This is a genomic window from Shouchella phoenicis, from assembly GCF_047238345.1.
Lineage (GTDB): Bacteria > Bacillota > Bacilli > Bacillales > Bacillaceae_D > Shouchella.
In genome coordinates this window covers 680,004-694,088 of the sequence record NZ_JBDFMQ010000001.1, presented here as the reverse complement: position 1 = coordinate 694,088, position 14,085 = coordinate 680,004, and the positions used below count along the sequence as shown (strand labels likewise).

Below are 14,085 nucleotides of genomic sequence, written 5' to 3'. Positions count from 1 at the left end.
ATGAAATCGTTTACACTACAAACCTTCGTAGGAGATAACAAAATGAATTGCTGTTATTTCGGTTGAAGGGTTCTCATAAGCATGTGGTTGATTCCCACGGAAACGAATGGCATCATGTTGTGCCAAATGATACTTTTCCCCTTCTAGATGCACAACCAATTGATTTTCCATGACCGTGATAAACTCACTTACACCTTGAGCATGTGCCTCAGATTGATAGACAGCACCCGGCTGCAAATAACCTCGATATAGTTCATAATGTTTTTTTTGGAAAAGAGGTTCCACTACAAAGCTCTTATCTTGACTAGCCAATTCGATTGATTGCTGCTTTCTCACTACTTCAACATCTTCTTCAACCATTAAGAGTGAGGAAACAGGAACCGAAAGACCATTTGCGATCTTCCAGATGACGGACAGTGTCGGATTTCCTTCACCTTTCTCTATTTTTAGTAACGTCAGCTTACTTATATCAATAGATTCTGCAAAACCTTCAAGACTATAACCTTTTCCATGACGTAATGTCCGAACTCGTTCACCAATTTGTCGAGTAACATTTCCTTCGATCATACTCACCTCAACTATTTTAATTTACATAAAGTTTATTATAATATACAATAGAATCAATTTCTTCTTTCAAGCTTGATAGGAAAATAACGGACAAACAATTTAAATGGCGAACGCTTTCCTTGGGCACGGCCTCAGCCATTCCGCAAAAACCGCTCCATTGTCTTCGGTCACGTGCTGTTCCCATAGGAGTCGTCGCCATTTCCATTTAATAAGACAACTATTACAAACAATGTTGCTGTTATCATTCAATAAAGTAAATTTAAATATACATTTTGTTTAGTATACAATACATCGAGAGGAGAAGTCATGGGTAATCGTTCATTAAAAGATGGGCTAGCTGATGGTTTACCTGTTGCCATCGCAATCGCATCATATGGTGTTTCTTACGGAATCCTTGCCAATCAAGCCGATTTCTCGATTATAGTCGCTACCGTGATGTCGCTTCTTTTATTTGCTGGTTCCGTTCAGCTCGTTGCCGTAGCGATGTATGCAGCGGGCGCAACTGTTCCAGCTATCTTATTCGCTGCTTTCCTCTTAAATTTACGTGACTTTTTGTATGGAATGGATTTATCCAAAGACCTTGGAGGCATAAGTAAAAAATGGCGTTTTCTTAGTGTTTTCGGTGTTTCCGATGAACCTTATTTTCTTGCGAAGGCCCGGTTTGCTACTAAAGGGACCGACCTTCCTTATTTCTTTACTGTGACGCTGTTGTTTTATATTGCTTGGGTAATCTCTTCTTTTTTAGGTGTGTGGGTAGGGGATCAAATAGATCCTTTGAAATTTGGCTTAGATCTTGCCTTTCCTGCTGCTTTTACTGCTTTGCTTATGCCTGCGTTAACGCATATTGCAGCGTGGGTTACGGTAGCAGTAGCTATCATCATTACATTATCTCTAGAATGGCTTACTCCAGCAAACAGCATAACCATTATCATTTCCGCTTTAATTGCACCACTTGTAGGTATTCAAATCAAAAGAAAGGTTGTACACGATGACTGATCAGTGGTTATTAATTGGCCTACTAGCCATTATTGTGTTTTCCATTCGTTTTATTGGATTGAACTTGTTAGGTACCATTAAACTAAACCGTACAGCGGAACTTTATTTTCAGTATGTACCCGTTGCCATTCTCACAACATTATTGGTGAAACAAGTGTTGACAATTGAAAAGACCTCATCTACTCTGATCTCTTACCCAACTTTACTCGTTTGTTTATGTACAGGACTTATTTTTTATTTCTCAAAACGGTTTCTTCTCTCAGTAGTGATTGGCGTACTGATCGGAGTCCTAACGCGCACATTTTTATGAGAATTGCCCTGTAAAAAGTGGCAATAATCTAAAATCAAACAATACCCCGTCGTTACATAACGGGGGGTCTCGTTTAAAAATCTTCAAATGCAAGTGCTGCAACCATTCGACTTGCAGCCATACTCCCATTCGCAGCAGCTAGGACAATCTGCTGTGCTTGATTCATGGTCATATCACCGGCTACATAGACCCCTTCAACACTAGACTGACTAGACTCATCGACTTCATATCCACCTTGCTCATTTTTTTTACAGCCAATCTGATCAGCTAACGAAGAAGCTTGCTGCAATTGACTGGTAACAAATCCTCCAACACGCTCCAATTCAACACCAGTTTCAAAACGGATGCTCTTCAATTTGCCTTTTTCACCAATCAGAGAATCGATTTTTTCATCCATTACTCGAATCCCTCTCGATGTAAGTTCTTTCTCTTGTTCAGCTGTTAAAAGGTTCTTGCCGTTTGTAGCGAGCACTAAATCTTTACTCCAGTTCGAAATTATTTTCGTGAACATATATGCATGATCACTCTCTGCAAGTACAAGCAATGGTTGATCACGAAGTTCCCAACCATCACAAAATGGACAAGGAAATAGACTTTTCCCATAAAATGAATGAACGTCTTTAACATCAGGTAGACCGTCAGTCAAACCAGTCGCAAGTAAAACTTTACGTGCTTTTACCGTTTTCCCTTCTGCTTCAACGATAAAAAATGAGCCTCCTTTCTTAACGCTTGTTACTCGCTGGTTTTCAACCTGAATACGCGGATATTTCTTAAGATCTCCCAATGCGGTTTCTTTAAACGTTGCCGGGCTCACTCCATCTTGTGTGATAAAACCGTGAGAGTGTGCCGTCACTTGGTTTCTTGGTTGATCTTCATCAAACAAAACGACCTCTCGCTTGGCTCTTCCCAATACGAGGGCTGCGCTTAATCCTGCAGGCCCTCCACCAATAATCACTGCATCTATCATGTCATCACCCTTTTTAGATATTATAGATTCATTATGTCTGTAATAACAATAAAAAGAGAATCACTACTCTTTGACAGCAGTCATTTTCATAGCAATCTCTGCAATGTACGTTTCACTTAACTCTTTTTTTAACCGGTCTTCTGCGTTTGTCATCGCTTGTTCAATTAGACAATCATGACTCTGTTCCGCATCATCATGCTCAGATGAACAGCGAAACATCACCGTTTGGCCTTCAATCGCATGAATAACATCTAAAAATGAGATATTTTTTCGATATTGCGCTACGCTATACCCACCATTTGCCCCTGGTGTTGAATCCACTAACCCTGCTTTTACAAGCTTCGTTAAGATTTTAGACAAATACGTTGGTGACACATCTTGCTTTTTCGCTAAGACGTCCACGCCTGTTGAGCGCCCTTTTTCTACCGTAGTTAAAAAGACCATTGTATGCAGCGCATAGTTTGTCGCTTTTGAATATTTCACGTTCATCACCTACAGACGTTATTACAGACCTTTTATATCTTTAATTCAGTTTATCATGCATACAGAAGCTCGTCAACTTTTTCATTTAAATCTCCAGCAATGGTATAACATACATAACAGGTTCTTCATATGGATGAACACGTTCAATAATAGCTTGAACAGCACGTACTTCTTCCAACATACAACGAAAAGTCAGTTTACACTCTGTCCCCGTTTGAATGATTCCTCTCTCGCCTTTAAAAGGATTTGACGTCTCCAATGGACGATAATATCCATGAACATACGAAAACGAAACCACATGATCATAATCTCCGACTTTTAAAAACCCCTTGCTATGTAGCGCATCGCGTAGAGGAACGATTGTCTCTTCTGGAAGCAATACTTCCACCTTCACATGTTTAATATCCATACGAATCTCCTTATTTGAATAATGCAATTCCATTTTCTCTTAATAAACGAATGCTATCTTTTACTGGTAAATAAGATAAATGAAATTCTTTTATTAAACACATTTGCAAATCTTCTATCGTTATAAGTTTTTTCGTTACTTTTTTACCTGACATGATTCCGGCATATTTCTTTCAAGAACACGAGCGTTGGTTCTTGTCTAGACACTTGAATGGCATTGACATAACGGTCTACAATTCTCGTTTCAAGCATTCTTTTTCCCCTATCTAAGCCTCATACTAAATCCGTTAATACTCTACTTCCATTGAAATTTTATAGCTTGCATACTAAAATCAATAAAAGATATCTAAAAGTTCTGTTTTCATTATACAAAAAAGAGAATCGCTTTAAAATCTATTAGCTTGGAGTGATCCTATTGGCCATTAACCACTTAACCTTTTCTGTTTCGGATTTAGAAGAGTCCATTCGCTTTTATGTACAAGCGCTAGGCGCAACCCTTCTCGTAAAAGGAGAAAAACTAGCTTATTTCGATTTAGATGGCATCTGGCTTGCGCTTAACGTCGAGGAAAGCATTCCTCGAAACGACATCGCCCGATCCTATACCCACATTGCTTTCTCTATAAAGGAAGAAGAATATGAAAATACGTGGAGGGAGCTGGAAGCGTTAAATGTCAACATTCTTAGCGGAAGAACACGAGACAAAAAGGATAAACAGTCGATTTATTTTACCGATCCAGACGGCCATAAATTTGAGTACCATACTGGAACCTTACAAGACCGACTCGATTACTATCGCACAGAAAAAAGTCATTTAACATTTTATTAATCAAAAAGGAGCTCATCGATGAATTTTGAAAAGGTGCATGATCAGATTATTTTGGATTGGCATGATGCCATGCAGACAGGTGAAACTAGTAAATTGGAGAGAATGACAGACTCGTACTTCGTTACTTTTTTCTACGAATCAAGTGAAAAACCATTGTTTTTCACGAAAGATGAAGCTTTAATTGGCATGCAGCAGTCTGTCGATGAATGACGAGGTGCAAAGAAACGATTTCATAATCGTCTTATTCGAATGAAGAACGACAATGAAGCCGTCGTTTTTTATGAATTAATTGTGGAGAAAAATGAGGAGCAGATAAGTCGTCTTTTTACAGTAGAGAACTGGATTCACGATCATGATAAATGGCTTCTCGCAAATGAAATTCAGCAGCAACTTTAAGAGGGCAACGCTCCATTGTCGCCCTCTTCTTATTCATATTCACACATACAAATCAAACATATTTACGTCATAGCCGCTTTGTTTCATGTAAGTAAACAGCTGGGCACGGTGATGGAATATATGTGTGACTACTTCCATTAGCCATTGAATTTGGGTTGAGCCTGTTTCCAAGTAAAAAGGGGCTGTTTTTTTCGTTAGAAATTCTTGATCCGATAAAGAGATCACGTACGCCTTATACTGCTCGAACCCACTATACATATGTGTCATCTTATCTTCAGTAGCAGCTAACGTCTCGTACTTTTGCTCTAATGCACGAATATATTCTTCAGAATGTTCCTGCATGATGGCTAGATCAACTTCAGGAATCGAGATGATGTGCGCGATTAACTCCTTTATCGTGCGCATGTTTTCTGAAGGTCTGTAGGATAAATCCTCCTCCTTCACTTTTTTAAGTAACCCTTCAATTGAACGAATACCTACTTCAAGCTCGTGTAACGCTGTTTCTTTTATCGATTGGACTGCCTCCATATTGAACGACTCCTTTCTTTCCTTTCAAGTATAAATGGTTAATGTGACAAGAGCTGTCACCTTACTGATAATTTGACCATATCTTTTGCAATTTCTCTTGTATAAAATCAATCGCTTCTTGCGGTTCTTTGATTGTCGCCTCCGAACCTAAATTCCAAATCATTTCAGTAAAATATCGAACTTCCTTAAGCGGTACAGTTGCTTGAAGTTGAGCTTCTCCATTCGCTCCTACATGAATAAATCTCTCCAAGTCCATCATCGATTGCGCTTTCCTGACACCTGTTCGTGTTAAATCCACAATGAAAGAAAGGGGATGTTCACATTCTTCCTCCGCTTGGTGTAGCCAATCAAGAACCGACTCATATGGTAGGGCTACGGCTTTTTCTTGCCCTTTTTTAACGGCGGTTATACGATCAGCACGAAACAATCGAATGGTTTTTCTCTCAAAGCAATAAGCTGGGCAGTACCAGAATCCATAGGAACTATAAAGACCAATCGGCTGAATCTCTCGTTCCATTTGCGTATCTTCTTTCTGATACGTAATTCGAATTGGCACCCTGTTGGTTGAGGCATGTAAGAGTTCTTCTAGGTAATTCGCCTGATGGTGACGTGATGGACTCCAAAAGACAATTCTTCCACTCATCTTTTCAATGGTTTCTCGCGCTTCTTTAGAGAAATGTTGTTTTAATTTTTTGAGTGCATAATCCGTTTCCGTCTTAAATGGGAGAGTCGGAAAATACGCTAACGATTGAAAGGAAAAATAAAGTGCCACTGCCTCCGTTTCTTTTAGAAATAACGGTGGGAGCATTTGTTCAGAGATTCGATAGTATCCCCCTCCGTGTCCAACTTCAGAATAGAAAGGAACACCTAACGTACTCAATTCTTCTAAATCTCTTAAGATCGTCCGATACGAAACTTGAAAATGATCGGATAATTCCGTCGCCGTAAATTTCGTCCGTTCATTGATGTAAAGCATCATTTCGATCAACCGTGCTGACTTTGACATCCCTTCACCCTTTTTCTTCAAAAGATCTCCTTGCTTTTATCTTACTTCGTGCTATGATAAGAAACCATATACACAAAACGCGATGATGAGGAAAGTAAACCAATCAACGTTTTTATACAGAGAGCTTCGGTTGCTGAAAAGAAGCAAAGAACAATTGGTTGAACATGGTCTCTGAGCAGCACCACCGAGCAAGCTGTTAGGTGGTGACGAGCGTAGTCACTCGTTACAAATGCCTGGGTATACGAACATTTTGACGTTCCGTACTTGTTGAGGCTTGTTATGTGAGTAACGAGTAAACAAAGGTGGTAACACGGGTATAACACTCGTCCTTAGATAAATTCTGAGGGCGAGTTTTTTTATTTTTAGGAGGGATAAATAATGGCAATATTTATTGGTGGTGCATGGCCTTATGCAAATGGTTCACTACATGTTGGTCATATCGCCAGTTTACTTTCTGGAGATATACTAGCGAGATATTATCGCCAAAAAGGGGAACACGTGCTTTACGTTTCTGGTAGCGACTGTAACGGGACACCGATTATGGTTCGTGCCCGTCAAGAAGAGACTTTCCCAAAAACGATTGCCGATCGCTATCACGAAGAGTTTAAACAGAATTTTACAGATTTAGGCTTTAGTTATGACCTTTATACAAGAACGGATCTTGAAGATCATCATCAAACCGTTCAAGAAATGTTCGTACAATTATTTGAAAATGGCCATCTAACTAAGCGATGGGTTAAACAAGTCTATTGTTACCACTGCAAGCAGTTTTTGCCAGATCGTTATGTGGAAGGCACTTGTCCAACATGCGGACTGGATGCTAGAGGCGATCAATGTGATCATTGTGCGACATTGCTTGATCCGACTATTTTAGATAACAGACGTTGTAAGATCTGTCTTCAACAACCAGGAGTTAAAAACACCGAACAATACGACTTCACTCTGTCTCACTTCCAAAACCAGTTACGAGCTTATGTGCACCAAGCAAAAGCTCAAAATTTATGGAGAGAAAATGCTATTACGTTAACAGAACGTTATTTAGATGAAGGGTTGCAAGATCGAGCGGCAACGCGAGACCTTGATTACGGCGTACCTGTCCCACTAGAAGGCTTCAACAATAAGAAAATCTATGTTTGGATTGAAGCAGTTGCAGGCTACTATACTGCCAGCAAACAATGGAGCAAGTTAACTGGAAAAGATTACGGTACATTTTGGAAGAATGACACCCGCTCTTACTATGTTCACGGAAAGGATAATATTCCTTTTCATACATTAATATGGCCGGCAATTTTAATGGGATTAAGAAAGAATTCTAGTCTACCGACCTATATTCTATCAAATGAATATGTGACAATTGAGCGCCAAAAAATTTCAACGAGCAAAAATTGGGCCGTATGGATACCTGATCTTCTTCAACGTTTTCATGCTGATACCATTCGCTACTACCTAACTGTTAACGCGCCTGAACAACGAGATGGCGATTTCTCTTGGCGTGAATTTGTTTACAGTCACAATAGCGAATTACTAGGAGCATACGGCAATTTTGTTCAACGTACAGTGAAATTTATTCTAAAATCATTTGGTGGCGTGTTACCAAAACAGCCGGTTGATCCCTTACTGAGAGAAAAGATAAACCAACTTTATTTATCGGTAGGATCGTCGATTGAAAAAGGCCATATGAAAACAGCGCTTGAGGGTATCTTTGTTTCAATTCGTTCTGCTAACAAATATTTTGACGAGCAGAAACCTTGGGCACAAATGAAACAGAACGCTGACGCATGCGCTTATACGTTATACCAGTGTTTGTACATGATTGTGAACTATGCTCAGCTTCTACACCCATTTCTGCCTTTCTCTAGTCATGCACTCAAAGAATTACTGCACCTTGACTCATTTACTTGGGAATCAATTGAACCATCGGCGTTGCCTATAAAACAATTCCACCCACTATATGAGCGTATCGACGTCCGAGTCATTGATGAAGAAATTGAGCGTTTGAATCATTTAGCTACTAAAAAAGAAAATTGATTTTTAGGTGCTTAAGAGAATGTCCCTTTCATTATTTCTTTACTGATGTATAAGCCATCATTCCTAATGAAAAGAAGACAATAATGGCTAACACAATTAACCAGAGGGTAAGAGAATCCATTTTTATGCCTCCTTACTTTTTCAGTATCTATTCTCTTTTTCCAACTCAAGTAAACATTAAAATAAAAAAATTCTGAATTAAAATTGACAATTGTCTTTCTCATTTGAAATACTACTAATAACCAAATTAAGGAGTTGACCACGTTGCCAACCTTCTATCATCCTTTATAACACAATGCATCTTTTATTCGCGGACCTCCTTCTTCATCAAGCTTGTCTTACTAAAAATGATGAATGGAGGAAGAGAAACGATGACAAATCATTTATTTGACTACTATGTATCGGAACAGAATCAATTTTTTTCTGGCTGGGATTTTTCCCACCTTTCTAAATTAGGACGGTTTGGCAGTAGTTTATTGCCGTGGTCCTATGGTTCGCTAGCACTTTCAATGATTAAAGATTCAGAAGCCGTTCTTGATATGGGGACTGGCGGAGGGGAGTTTTTTTCACGATTACAGCCCTTCCCAAAAATCGTTTACGCAACAGAAGGATATGCACCGAATCTAGAAATTGCTCGAAACCGCTTAAAGCCACTTGGTGTTCATGTTGTCTCTTTCGAAGACGATCGCCACATCCCCTTACCAACGAACACGTTTGATTTAATCTTAAATCAACATGATTCTTTCTGTGTGAAGGAACTAGCTCGTCTATTGAAAAAAGGCGGAACGTTTTTAACACAACAAGTTGGTGGCTTAGATTGTCGTGATTTAAACGCAGCCTTAGGCGCTGATATCGATCAAACGTATTCCGGCTGGAATTTAAGCTCGGCATTAAACATGTTCTCAAAAACCTCTCTAGAAATCGATGACGCCCAAGAACATGTTGGGACACAACGTTTTTATGATGTCGGTGCCGTTATTTACTATTTACACGCCATCCCTTGGCAAGTACCTGATTTCTCTGTTCAAACGTATGAGCATTCTCTGAGGAAGATTCATGAGAGAATCGAACAATGCGGCTATATCGACTTCACTCAACATCGATTTTTAATTAAGGCTACCAGAACTTAATCTGAGAACAAGATACAGATTAGATTCCACCAATTGACATACTTTTTATTCCCCAGGAAATAAACTGTCAAAAAAGACTAAGGTTCGTGCTCAATTTACAACATGTAAGGAGAATAAAGACGATGAAGATTAACCGAAACCCTCAAACTGTCCATCCACCAGTTGCACCGTACGTCCATCAAGTGGAAATCGCGGAACCATGTAGGTGGTTAACGTTATCAGGGCAATTAGGAATGGCTTTAGACGGTTCCGTACCTGAAGAACCTATCGATCAGCTTAAACTAGCATTAGAAAATGTTAAGTTGAATCTAGAAGAAGCGAGCATGGGCGTAGAAGATTTAACGAAACTCGTCTTTTATTTAGTAGGCGAATTTAATAGCGAGTCTCGACGTGAAGTCATAAACCAATTTCTAGGCGAACATCTCCCTTGTACCACCATGATGTATGTTGTTGCTTTGGCTGCTCCCCCCTTTAAAGTAGAAATCGACGCTTGGGCTGCGCAACCAATACATGAATAATAAAAAACCCATGAGTATCAAGCTCTACTCATGGGTTTCTTCTGTTTTATACCGTAAATTAACCATGCAACAGCTAGAACGCTCATAATCATACTCGACACATAAAAGACCATGTTTAGATCAAACCAAAACAAAATTAAGAATGACAGCAATGGTCCAAATGCAGCGCCTAAATCGACCATAATGGTATGGAGGGTCATCATTTTTACAGAATCGGTTTTAGCCGCAGCTCCAGCAGCTAACGTATCTGTAACCGTGACAAACATCGTTGAAGCTAACTGAAAAACAAAAATAACGATAAGCAAAGGAACAATCACGTCTACATATCCTAATAACCAAAACGTAATGATACTAACAGATAGCGGAATGAGAATGAGTACATGCTTACTATCTGTCCGATCAACCATTCGTCCGAATAAGGGCGCAATAAATGGCTCCCATGACCAGCGAAAGGCTTGAATCGCTCCGGCTAATGCTGTAACACTAATGATCGTTCCAAAAAGCGTCCATTGGGCATCGTAACTTTGACCAATCAGTGTACTTAAAGAAGATGCAAAGATGCCTAATACAATAAAACCCATCGTCGCGCTCGTAGCGATGACTAAGCGCGTATATGGAGTGAGGAAAGATAAATCAAGGTTTTTAAACTTATTTGCGGCCTCTTGTGCGGCTTTTTTCTCTTCTGTCTTAGGAATTAAAAGATAGATAAATGGAAGAAGCAGGAACGAACCCATTGCAAAAATGGTCGTCACAGCCGTAATGGAAAAGATATCAATAAAAAAGCCCCCTGCTAACATTCCCGTTAATCCACCTAAGCCCCAAAGTCCGTTGTATAAACCCATTAACTTGCCTCGATTATAATCCTCTGAAGACGACACTACCGTCAGCATGCCACCGAGTCGGATGAATGACCACGCAATACCCCAACACATGCGCATAATGAGAAGTACAACAAACCCACTCGCTAAACCGTACGACAGTGTACTAAGACCTGCCAAAAAAACCGCAAGTAGAATACCTACTCGAACATCATATTTTTTATAAAACAAACCAACAAGCGGTGTAATCGGCAAGCGTACAAAACGATTAATCGCCAAAAGTACACCAACTTGCCACACTTCCGTTAAACCAAAGTCCTCCCAATAAAGAGGGAGAACTATAAACAACATGGAATCGCCTAAAACCGTGACAGCAGTAATAAGTGCAATTGCAACAACCCTCGACCTCGAATTCATCGGTTCAAAAACCATCTCCCCTATTCTATGTATTTAGAATATTGTATCCCTAACGATTCATCGAAACAATACAAAAAACAAAAAGCACTTCGTGGGAGATGCTCAAAAAATCGTTTTAGCGTCGGCTGGCAACCCTTGTACATGTCGTAAATACAGCAACATATTATCTTCATCAAATTGACGATACATAAAATGGAACTCTTTCGCCAATTCCTTCGCTAAAGCACTAAACAAAGATGTTGCTGCAAAAATGGATGTCCAACACGCTTTCACATTAGGCCCGCTATACGTCTGCTCGTATTGTAGCCACATGTTTTTCGGCAAATACACGTTAAAATACTTCCCCATTTTCCCAGTAGCTACTTGAAAACCATGCTTATGTCCAATCCACCAAGAAACCATTTCGTTTAATGGCACTCGGACAACCTGCTCAAACATTTCTTTTGCGTAAGGTAGTTCATCACGCCATATTCCTTTCGCTACGTTTTGCAAACACCACCAAAACTCATTGCAACTGTTTAAAAATTCAGCTTCCGTCGGTTTTTTCACTCGATAATCTTGATCTGTCGCTGGCGCAATTGAAGGCAATATACCCGCTTTATCAAGCAACGGAACGGTTAAAGAATCTGATTCATAACCCTCTTGCATAGAAGCTACCGTCTCCACGTGTAAATCAATGCGATTTCCGTCAGTGAACAGCATTAAATACGTATACGATTTATGGTTATTTACTGGTTTCCCTACCGCGGCATCATTCTTGTCAGGTTCTTGAATCATAAGTCGCTCACCAAAATAGTCGACCCACGTGCGATCCGTAACAAACGGTGCCGTTTCCCTGACAACGTAGACAATGTCATAATCTTGAAAAAGGTCTTTTGGTGCATGAGGGTTTGTCCTCGATCCATTCATATAGACTGCCAGAATACGGTCGTCTTCTGCCGCTTTTGTTAGAATGAGGTCCATCATTTCTGTTTCCGTTCGCAACGCAGACACTCCCTTATACGATGTATTTGACACATTCTATTTCATCACGGATCGGAATTTGATTTTCCGCAACAAAAGGAATTTCCGGTTTAATGAGGCGTGCTTTTTTGACGGCATCTTTATGTAGTTTGTAAAGCACGTAGCCTCGCTTTTGGTAAAAGCCTAATGCATAAAGATTATCGTTTGTTGTGACAAGGTGAATGGCTTTTGCCCCCTTTTGCTTGGCAAGTGTTTCCACTGCTACCATTAGTGCCGTTCCAACTCCTCTTTTCTCAACCACACTGTCTAGAGACAAAAGTTCAAAACGCCCATCTCGATCCTTATATGTAATTAATCCAACGGTTTGTCCCGATTCATCTGTTGCCATATACCCTTCGAGTTCACTACAATTATACGTACCGCTTGCAATGACCATAATTGGAGAACCCCAATGCTGAACAAAAAAATCTATAGCACATTGCCTATTTCCATCATTAATTGTATTAATGTTCATACTCTTCCACTCCATAAAAAGCACCTCGCATGAATCTCTACGAGGTGCGTAAATTTAAATAGCGCGCTTAAACATCCAGCGATTTTGGAAGAAAAATGCGGCTGACTTCCCACCTAGTTTAATAATTTCTTTTGCATCCTTTTTCAACTCAGGATTATTTGCCACTTTTCCATCAGAAAGATAAAGCGCATAAAGCCCTTTTTTCAAAAGCAGATGAAATTTTTCATCTGGAAGTCCTTTAAGCTTTTCATTTGCCTGCTCATCTAAAAAGCGGAATCGCTCCATCATGTCTTCCTTTGACTCGTAATACGCAGCGAAGTTCATCTCATTTTCTAAGCGATCTTCCTCTTGATCGATAAAGTAATCAAGCATGATGTGCAAACCTTGTACCCACGGGAAGTATGCTTCTTTAATATGTTTCGACTCTTCTTTCGTTCGCTCAGACGCTGCTGCATACGCCGCAAGGGTATAAAGAGCGAGCGTTGAAGCCGCACCACAAGCAAACTCATACCAGCGCATACCTGGTACAAGGTGTTGATTGTCTTCGTAAAATTTCTTTAACAACGGTTCACGCTTTTCTTCTTCCACATGCTTATACACTTGGAAGTCAATATAGTATTGTGCCACTTCTTTCATATCGTCTTTCATAACCTCAAAGCCTGGGAACAATGTTACGGCTTCACGACAGCGTGTGACTAACTTTTGCAGATAGCCATCATCATTAAAACCAGGACGGTATTGATAATAATCACTAAAGTCCTTTTCCGGTTCAAGTGTGTCTAAAAGCGCATCATGAATCGAACGAAAATCGTCTGGATTATGGCTATCATTTTTATCGCAAAGGGTATCTAAATAATCACAGATCGACTGATAGCCGACCATAAATTGAATATAGCGGTCTTTATTGGCACCAGAAAGAAGCCCAATGATGCTACCACCCTCTGCGTGAAATGTCTTGTCGCTAACGGTCCAAGCCGCTTGTTCTCTAATTTCGTCATCATTTATTTTTAATGCTTCACTTTTCCAGTGACGTAGCTCTTCATGCGCTTGAGGAATCGTTTCCTTCTTCGCTCTTGATACGACTTTTATTGCATTTGTTGGGACAGATTGCATACAAAATTCCTCCAGCTTCACAACTTCCAATTTCCCTATATTGTAGCATCAAAATAAAAAAATACTAAATGATATCCTCAATTGCCACGAGGTTGTA

General features: G+C 39.8%; 18 protein-coding genes and 1 other annotated feature. Of the genes, 8 read left to right on the top strand and 10 right to left on the bottom strand.

The window, feature by feature from the left end; translation table 11 throughout:
* Positions 1-15: 15 nt before the first annotated feature.
* The gene (locus ABC361_RS03975; RefSeq protein ID WP_413072782.1) at positions 16-567 is read right to left on the bottom strand and encodes a helix-turn-helix domain-containing protein; all 552 of its coding nucleotides are present in this window, start codon (positions 565-567) and stop codon (positions 16-18) included.
* A gap of 306 nt (positions 568-873) precedes the next feature.
* Here ABC361_RS03975 and ABC361_RS03970 point away from each other — a divergent pair, with 306 nt between their 5' ends.
* The gene (locus ABC361_RS03970; RefSeq protein ID WP_413072781.1) at positions 874-1,563 is read left to right on the top strand and encodes an AzlC family ABC transporter permease; all 690 of its coding nucleotides are present in this window, start codon (positions 874-876) and stop codon (positions 1,561-1,563) included.
* Complete coding sequence (locus tag ABC361_RS03965; RefSeq protein ID WP_413072780.1) at positions 1,556-1,873, top strand: AzlD domain-containing protein; 318 nt, start codon at positions 1,556-1,558, stop codon at positions 1,871-1,873. The genes ABC361_RS03970 and ABC361_RS03965 overlap by 8 nt, the downstream gene beginning before the upstream one ends.
* Before the next feature lie 73 nt (positions 1,874-1,946).
* Here ABC361_RS03965 and ABC361_RS03960 read toward each other — a convergent pair whose 3' ends face one another.
* From ABC361_RS03960 to ABC361_RS03950, 3 genes are all read right to left on the bottom strand, one after another.
* Positions 1,947-2,840 (bottom strand): NAD(P)/FAD-dependent oxidoreductase, encoded by an 894-nt coding sequence (locus ABC361_RS03960; RefSeq protein WP_413072779.1) that lies wholly within the window; start codon positions 2,838-2,840, stop codon positions 1,947-1,949.
* 63 nt (positions 2,841-2,903) lie between these two features.
* On the bottom strand, positions 2,904-3,323 hold the full coding sequence (locus ABC361_RS03955) for an Rrf2 family transcriptional regulator (protein WP_413072778.1): 420 nt from the start codon (positions 3,321-3,323) through the stop codon (positions 2,904-2,906).
* 85 nt (positions 3,324-3,408) lie between these two features.
* Positions 3,409-3,732 (bottom strand): YqfO family protein, encoded by a 324-nt coding sequence (locus ABC361_RS03950; protein ID WP_413072777.1) that lies wholly within the window; start codon positions 3,730-3,732, stop codon positions 3,409-3,411.
* 408 nt (positions 3,733-4,140) lie between these two features.
* Here ABC361_RS03950 and fosB point away from each other — a divergent pair, with 408 nt between their 5' ends.
* Genes fosB through ABC361_RS03935 form a run of 3 tightly spaced genes read left to right on the top strand, consistent with a single transcriptional unit; the run spans position 4,141 to position 4,953 of the window.
* A complete protein-coding gene (gene fosB, locus ABC361_RS03945) occupies positions 4,141-4,557 on the top strand; it encodes a metallothiol transferase FosB (protein ID WP_413075712.1) in 417 nt (138 codons plus the stop codon).
* Between the two features lie 18 nt (positions 4,558-4,575).
* Positions 4,576-4,767, top strand: coding sequence for a hypothetical protein (locus ABC361_RS03940; RefSeq protein ID WP_413072776.1), 192 nt, complete (start codon positions 4,576-4,578; stop codon positions 4,765-4,767).
* Between the two features lie 39 nt (positions 4,768-4,806).
* Entirely contained in the window at positions 4,807-4,953 is a 147-nt protein-coding gene (locus tag ABC361_RS03935; RefSeq protein WP_413072775.1) for a hypothetical protein, read from the top strand.
* Positions 4,954-4,992: 39 nt separating this feature from the next.
* On the opposite strand, the gene ABC361_RS03930 is transcribed toward ABC361_RS03935, so the two are convergent.
* Together ABC361_RS03930 and ABC361_RS03925 are read right to left on the bottom strand one after the other, a co-directional pair.
* On the bottom strand, positions 4,993-5,481 hold the full coding sequence (locus ABC361_RS03930; protein ID WP_413072774.1) for a DinB family protein: 489 nt from the start codon (positions 5,479-5,481) through the stop codon (positions 4,993-4,995).
* Positions 5,482-5,542: 61 nt separating this feature from the next.
* Entirely contained in the window at positions 5,543-6,508 is a 966-nt protein-coding gene (locus ABC361_RS03925) for a helix-turn-helix transcriptional regulator (RefSeq protein WP_413072773.1), read from the bottom strand.
* Between the two features lie 52 nt (positions 6,509-6,560).
* Positions 6,561-6,821, top strand: a binding site (T-box leader).
* Positions 6,822-6,865: 44 nt separating this feature from the next.
* Between ABC361_RS03925 and metG the strand changes: the two genes are divergently transcribed.
* From metG to ABC361_RS03910, 3 genes are all read left to right on the top strand, one after another.
* Positions 6,866-8,515, top strand: coding sequence for a methionine--tRNA ligase (metG, locus tag ABC361_RS03920; RefSeq protein WP_413072772.1), 1,650 nt, complete (start codon positions 6,866-6,868; stop codon positions 8,513-8,515).
* Positions 8,516-8,886: 371 nt separating this feature from the next.
* Complete coding sequence (locus ABC361_RS03915) at positions 8,887-9,645, top strand: class I SAM-dependent methyltransferase (protein WP_413072771.1); 759 nt, start codon at positions 8,887-8,889, stop codon at positions 9,643-9,645.
* Between the two features lie 122 nt (positions 9,646-9,767).
* Positions 9,768-10,163: a RidA family protein gene (locus ABC361_RS03910; RefSeq protein WP_413072770.1), complete on the top strand. Its 396-nt coding sequence runs from the start codon at positions 9,768-9,770 to the stop codon at positions 10,161-10,163.
* A 17-nt stretch (positions 10,164-10,180) separates the two neighbouring features.
* Here the strand turns inward: ABC361_RS03910 and ABC361_RS03905 are convergent, their stop codons facing one another.
* The 4 genes from ABC361_RS03905 to ABC361_RS03890 all read right to left on the bottom strand — a co-directional run bounded on the left by ABC361_RS03905 (position 10,181) and on the right by ABC361_RS03890 (position 13,988).
* Positions 10,181-11,398, bottom strand: a complete 1,218-nt coding sequence (locus tag ABC361_RS03905) for an MFS transporter (RefSeq protein ID WP_413072769.1) — start codon at positions 11,396-11,398, stop codon at positions 10,181-10,183.
* Between the two features lie 102 nt (positions 11,399-11,500).
* A complete protein-coding gene (locus tag ABC361_RS03900) occupies positions 11,501-12,391 on the bottom strand; it encodes an aminoglycoside 6-adenylyltransferase (RefSeq protein WP_413075711.1) in 891 nt (296 codons plus the stop codon).
* 4 nt (positions 12,392-12,395) lie between these two features.
* Complete coding sequence (locus tag ABC361_RS03895) at positions 12,396-12,875, bottom strand: GNAT family N-acetyltransferase (protein WP_413072768.1); 480 nt, start codon at positions 12,873-12,875, stop codon at positions 12,396-12,398.
* A 54-nt stretch (positions 12,876-12,929) separates the two neighbouring features.
* Positions 12,930-13,988 (bottom strand): tetraprenyl-beta-curcumene synthase family protein, encoded by a 1,059-nt coding sequence (locus ABC361_RS03890; RefSeq protein WP_413072767.1) that lies wholly within the window; start codon positions 13,986-13,988, stop codon positions 12,930-12,932.
* Positions 13,989-14,085: the final 97 nt, after the last annotated feature.

Bases quoted from the DNA above. Each gene is read 5' to 3' on its own strand.
- ABC361_RS03935 (WP_413072775.1), top strand. From the start codon at position 4,807: ATGAAGAACGACAATGAAGCCGTCGTTTTTTATGAATTAATTGTGGAG.
- ABC361_RS03960 (WP_413072779.1), bottom strand. From the start codon at position 2,840: ATGATAGATGCAGTGATTATTGGTGGAGGGCCTGCAGGATTAAGCGCA.
- ABC361_RS03975 (WP_413072782.1), bottom strand. From the start codon at position 567: ATGATCGAAGGAAATGTTACTCGACAAATTGGTGAACGAGTTCGGACA.
- ABC361_RS03970 (WP_413072781.1), top strand. From the start codon at position 874: ATGGGTAATCGTTCATTAAAAGATGGGCTAGCTGATGGTTTACCTGTT.
- ABC361_RS03915 (WP_413072771.1), top strand. From the start codon at position 8,887: ATGACAAATCATTTATTTGACTACTATGTATCGGAACAGAATCAATTT.
- ABC361_RS03890 (WP_413072767.1), bottom strand. From the start codon at position 13,988: ATGCAATCTGTCCCAACAAATGCAATAAAAGTCGTATCAAGAGCGAAG.
- ABC361_RS03905 (WP_413072769.1), bottom strand. From the start codon at position 11,398: ATGAATTCGAGGTCGAGGGTTGTTGCAATTGCACTTATTACTGCTGTC.
- ABC361_RS03910 (WP_413072770.1), top strand. From the start codon at position 9,768: ATGAAGATTAACCGAAACCCTCAAACTGTCCATCCACCAGTTGCACCG.
- ABC361_RS03950 (WP_413072777.1), bottom strand. From the start codon at position 3,732: ATGGATATTAAACATGTGAAGGTGGAAGTATTGCTTCCAGAAGAGACA.
- ABC361_RS03930 (WP_413072774.1), bottom strand. From the start codon at position 5,481: ATGGAGGCAGTCCAATCGATAAAAGAAACAGCGTTACACGAGCTTGAA.
- ABC361_RS03895 (WP_413072768.1), bottom strand. From the start codon at position 12,875: ATGAACATTAATACAATTAATGATGGAAATAGGCAATGTGCTATAGAT.
- metG (WP_413072772.1), top strand. From the start codon at position 6,866: ATGGCAATATTTATTGGTGGTGCATGGCCTTATGCAAATGGTTCACTA.
- ABC361_RS03965 (WP_413072780.1), top strand. From the start codon at position 1,556: ATGACTGATCAGTGGTTATTAATTGGCCTACTAGCCATTATTGTGTTT.
- ABC361_RS03940 (WP_413072776.1), top strand. From the start codon at position 4,576: ATGAATTTTGAAAAGGTGCATGATCAGATTATTTTGGATTGGCATGAT.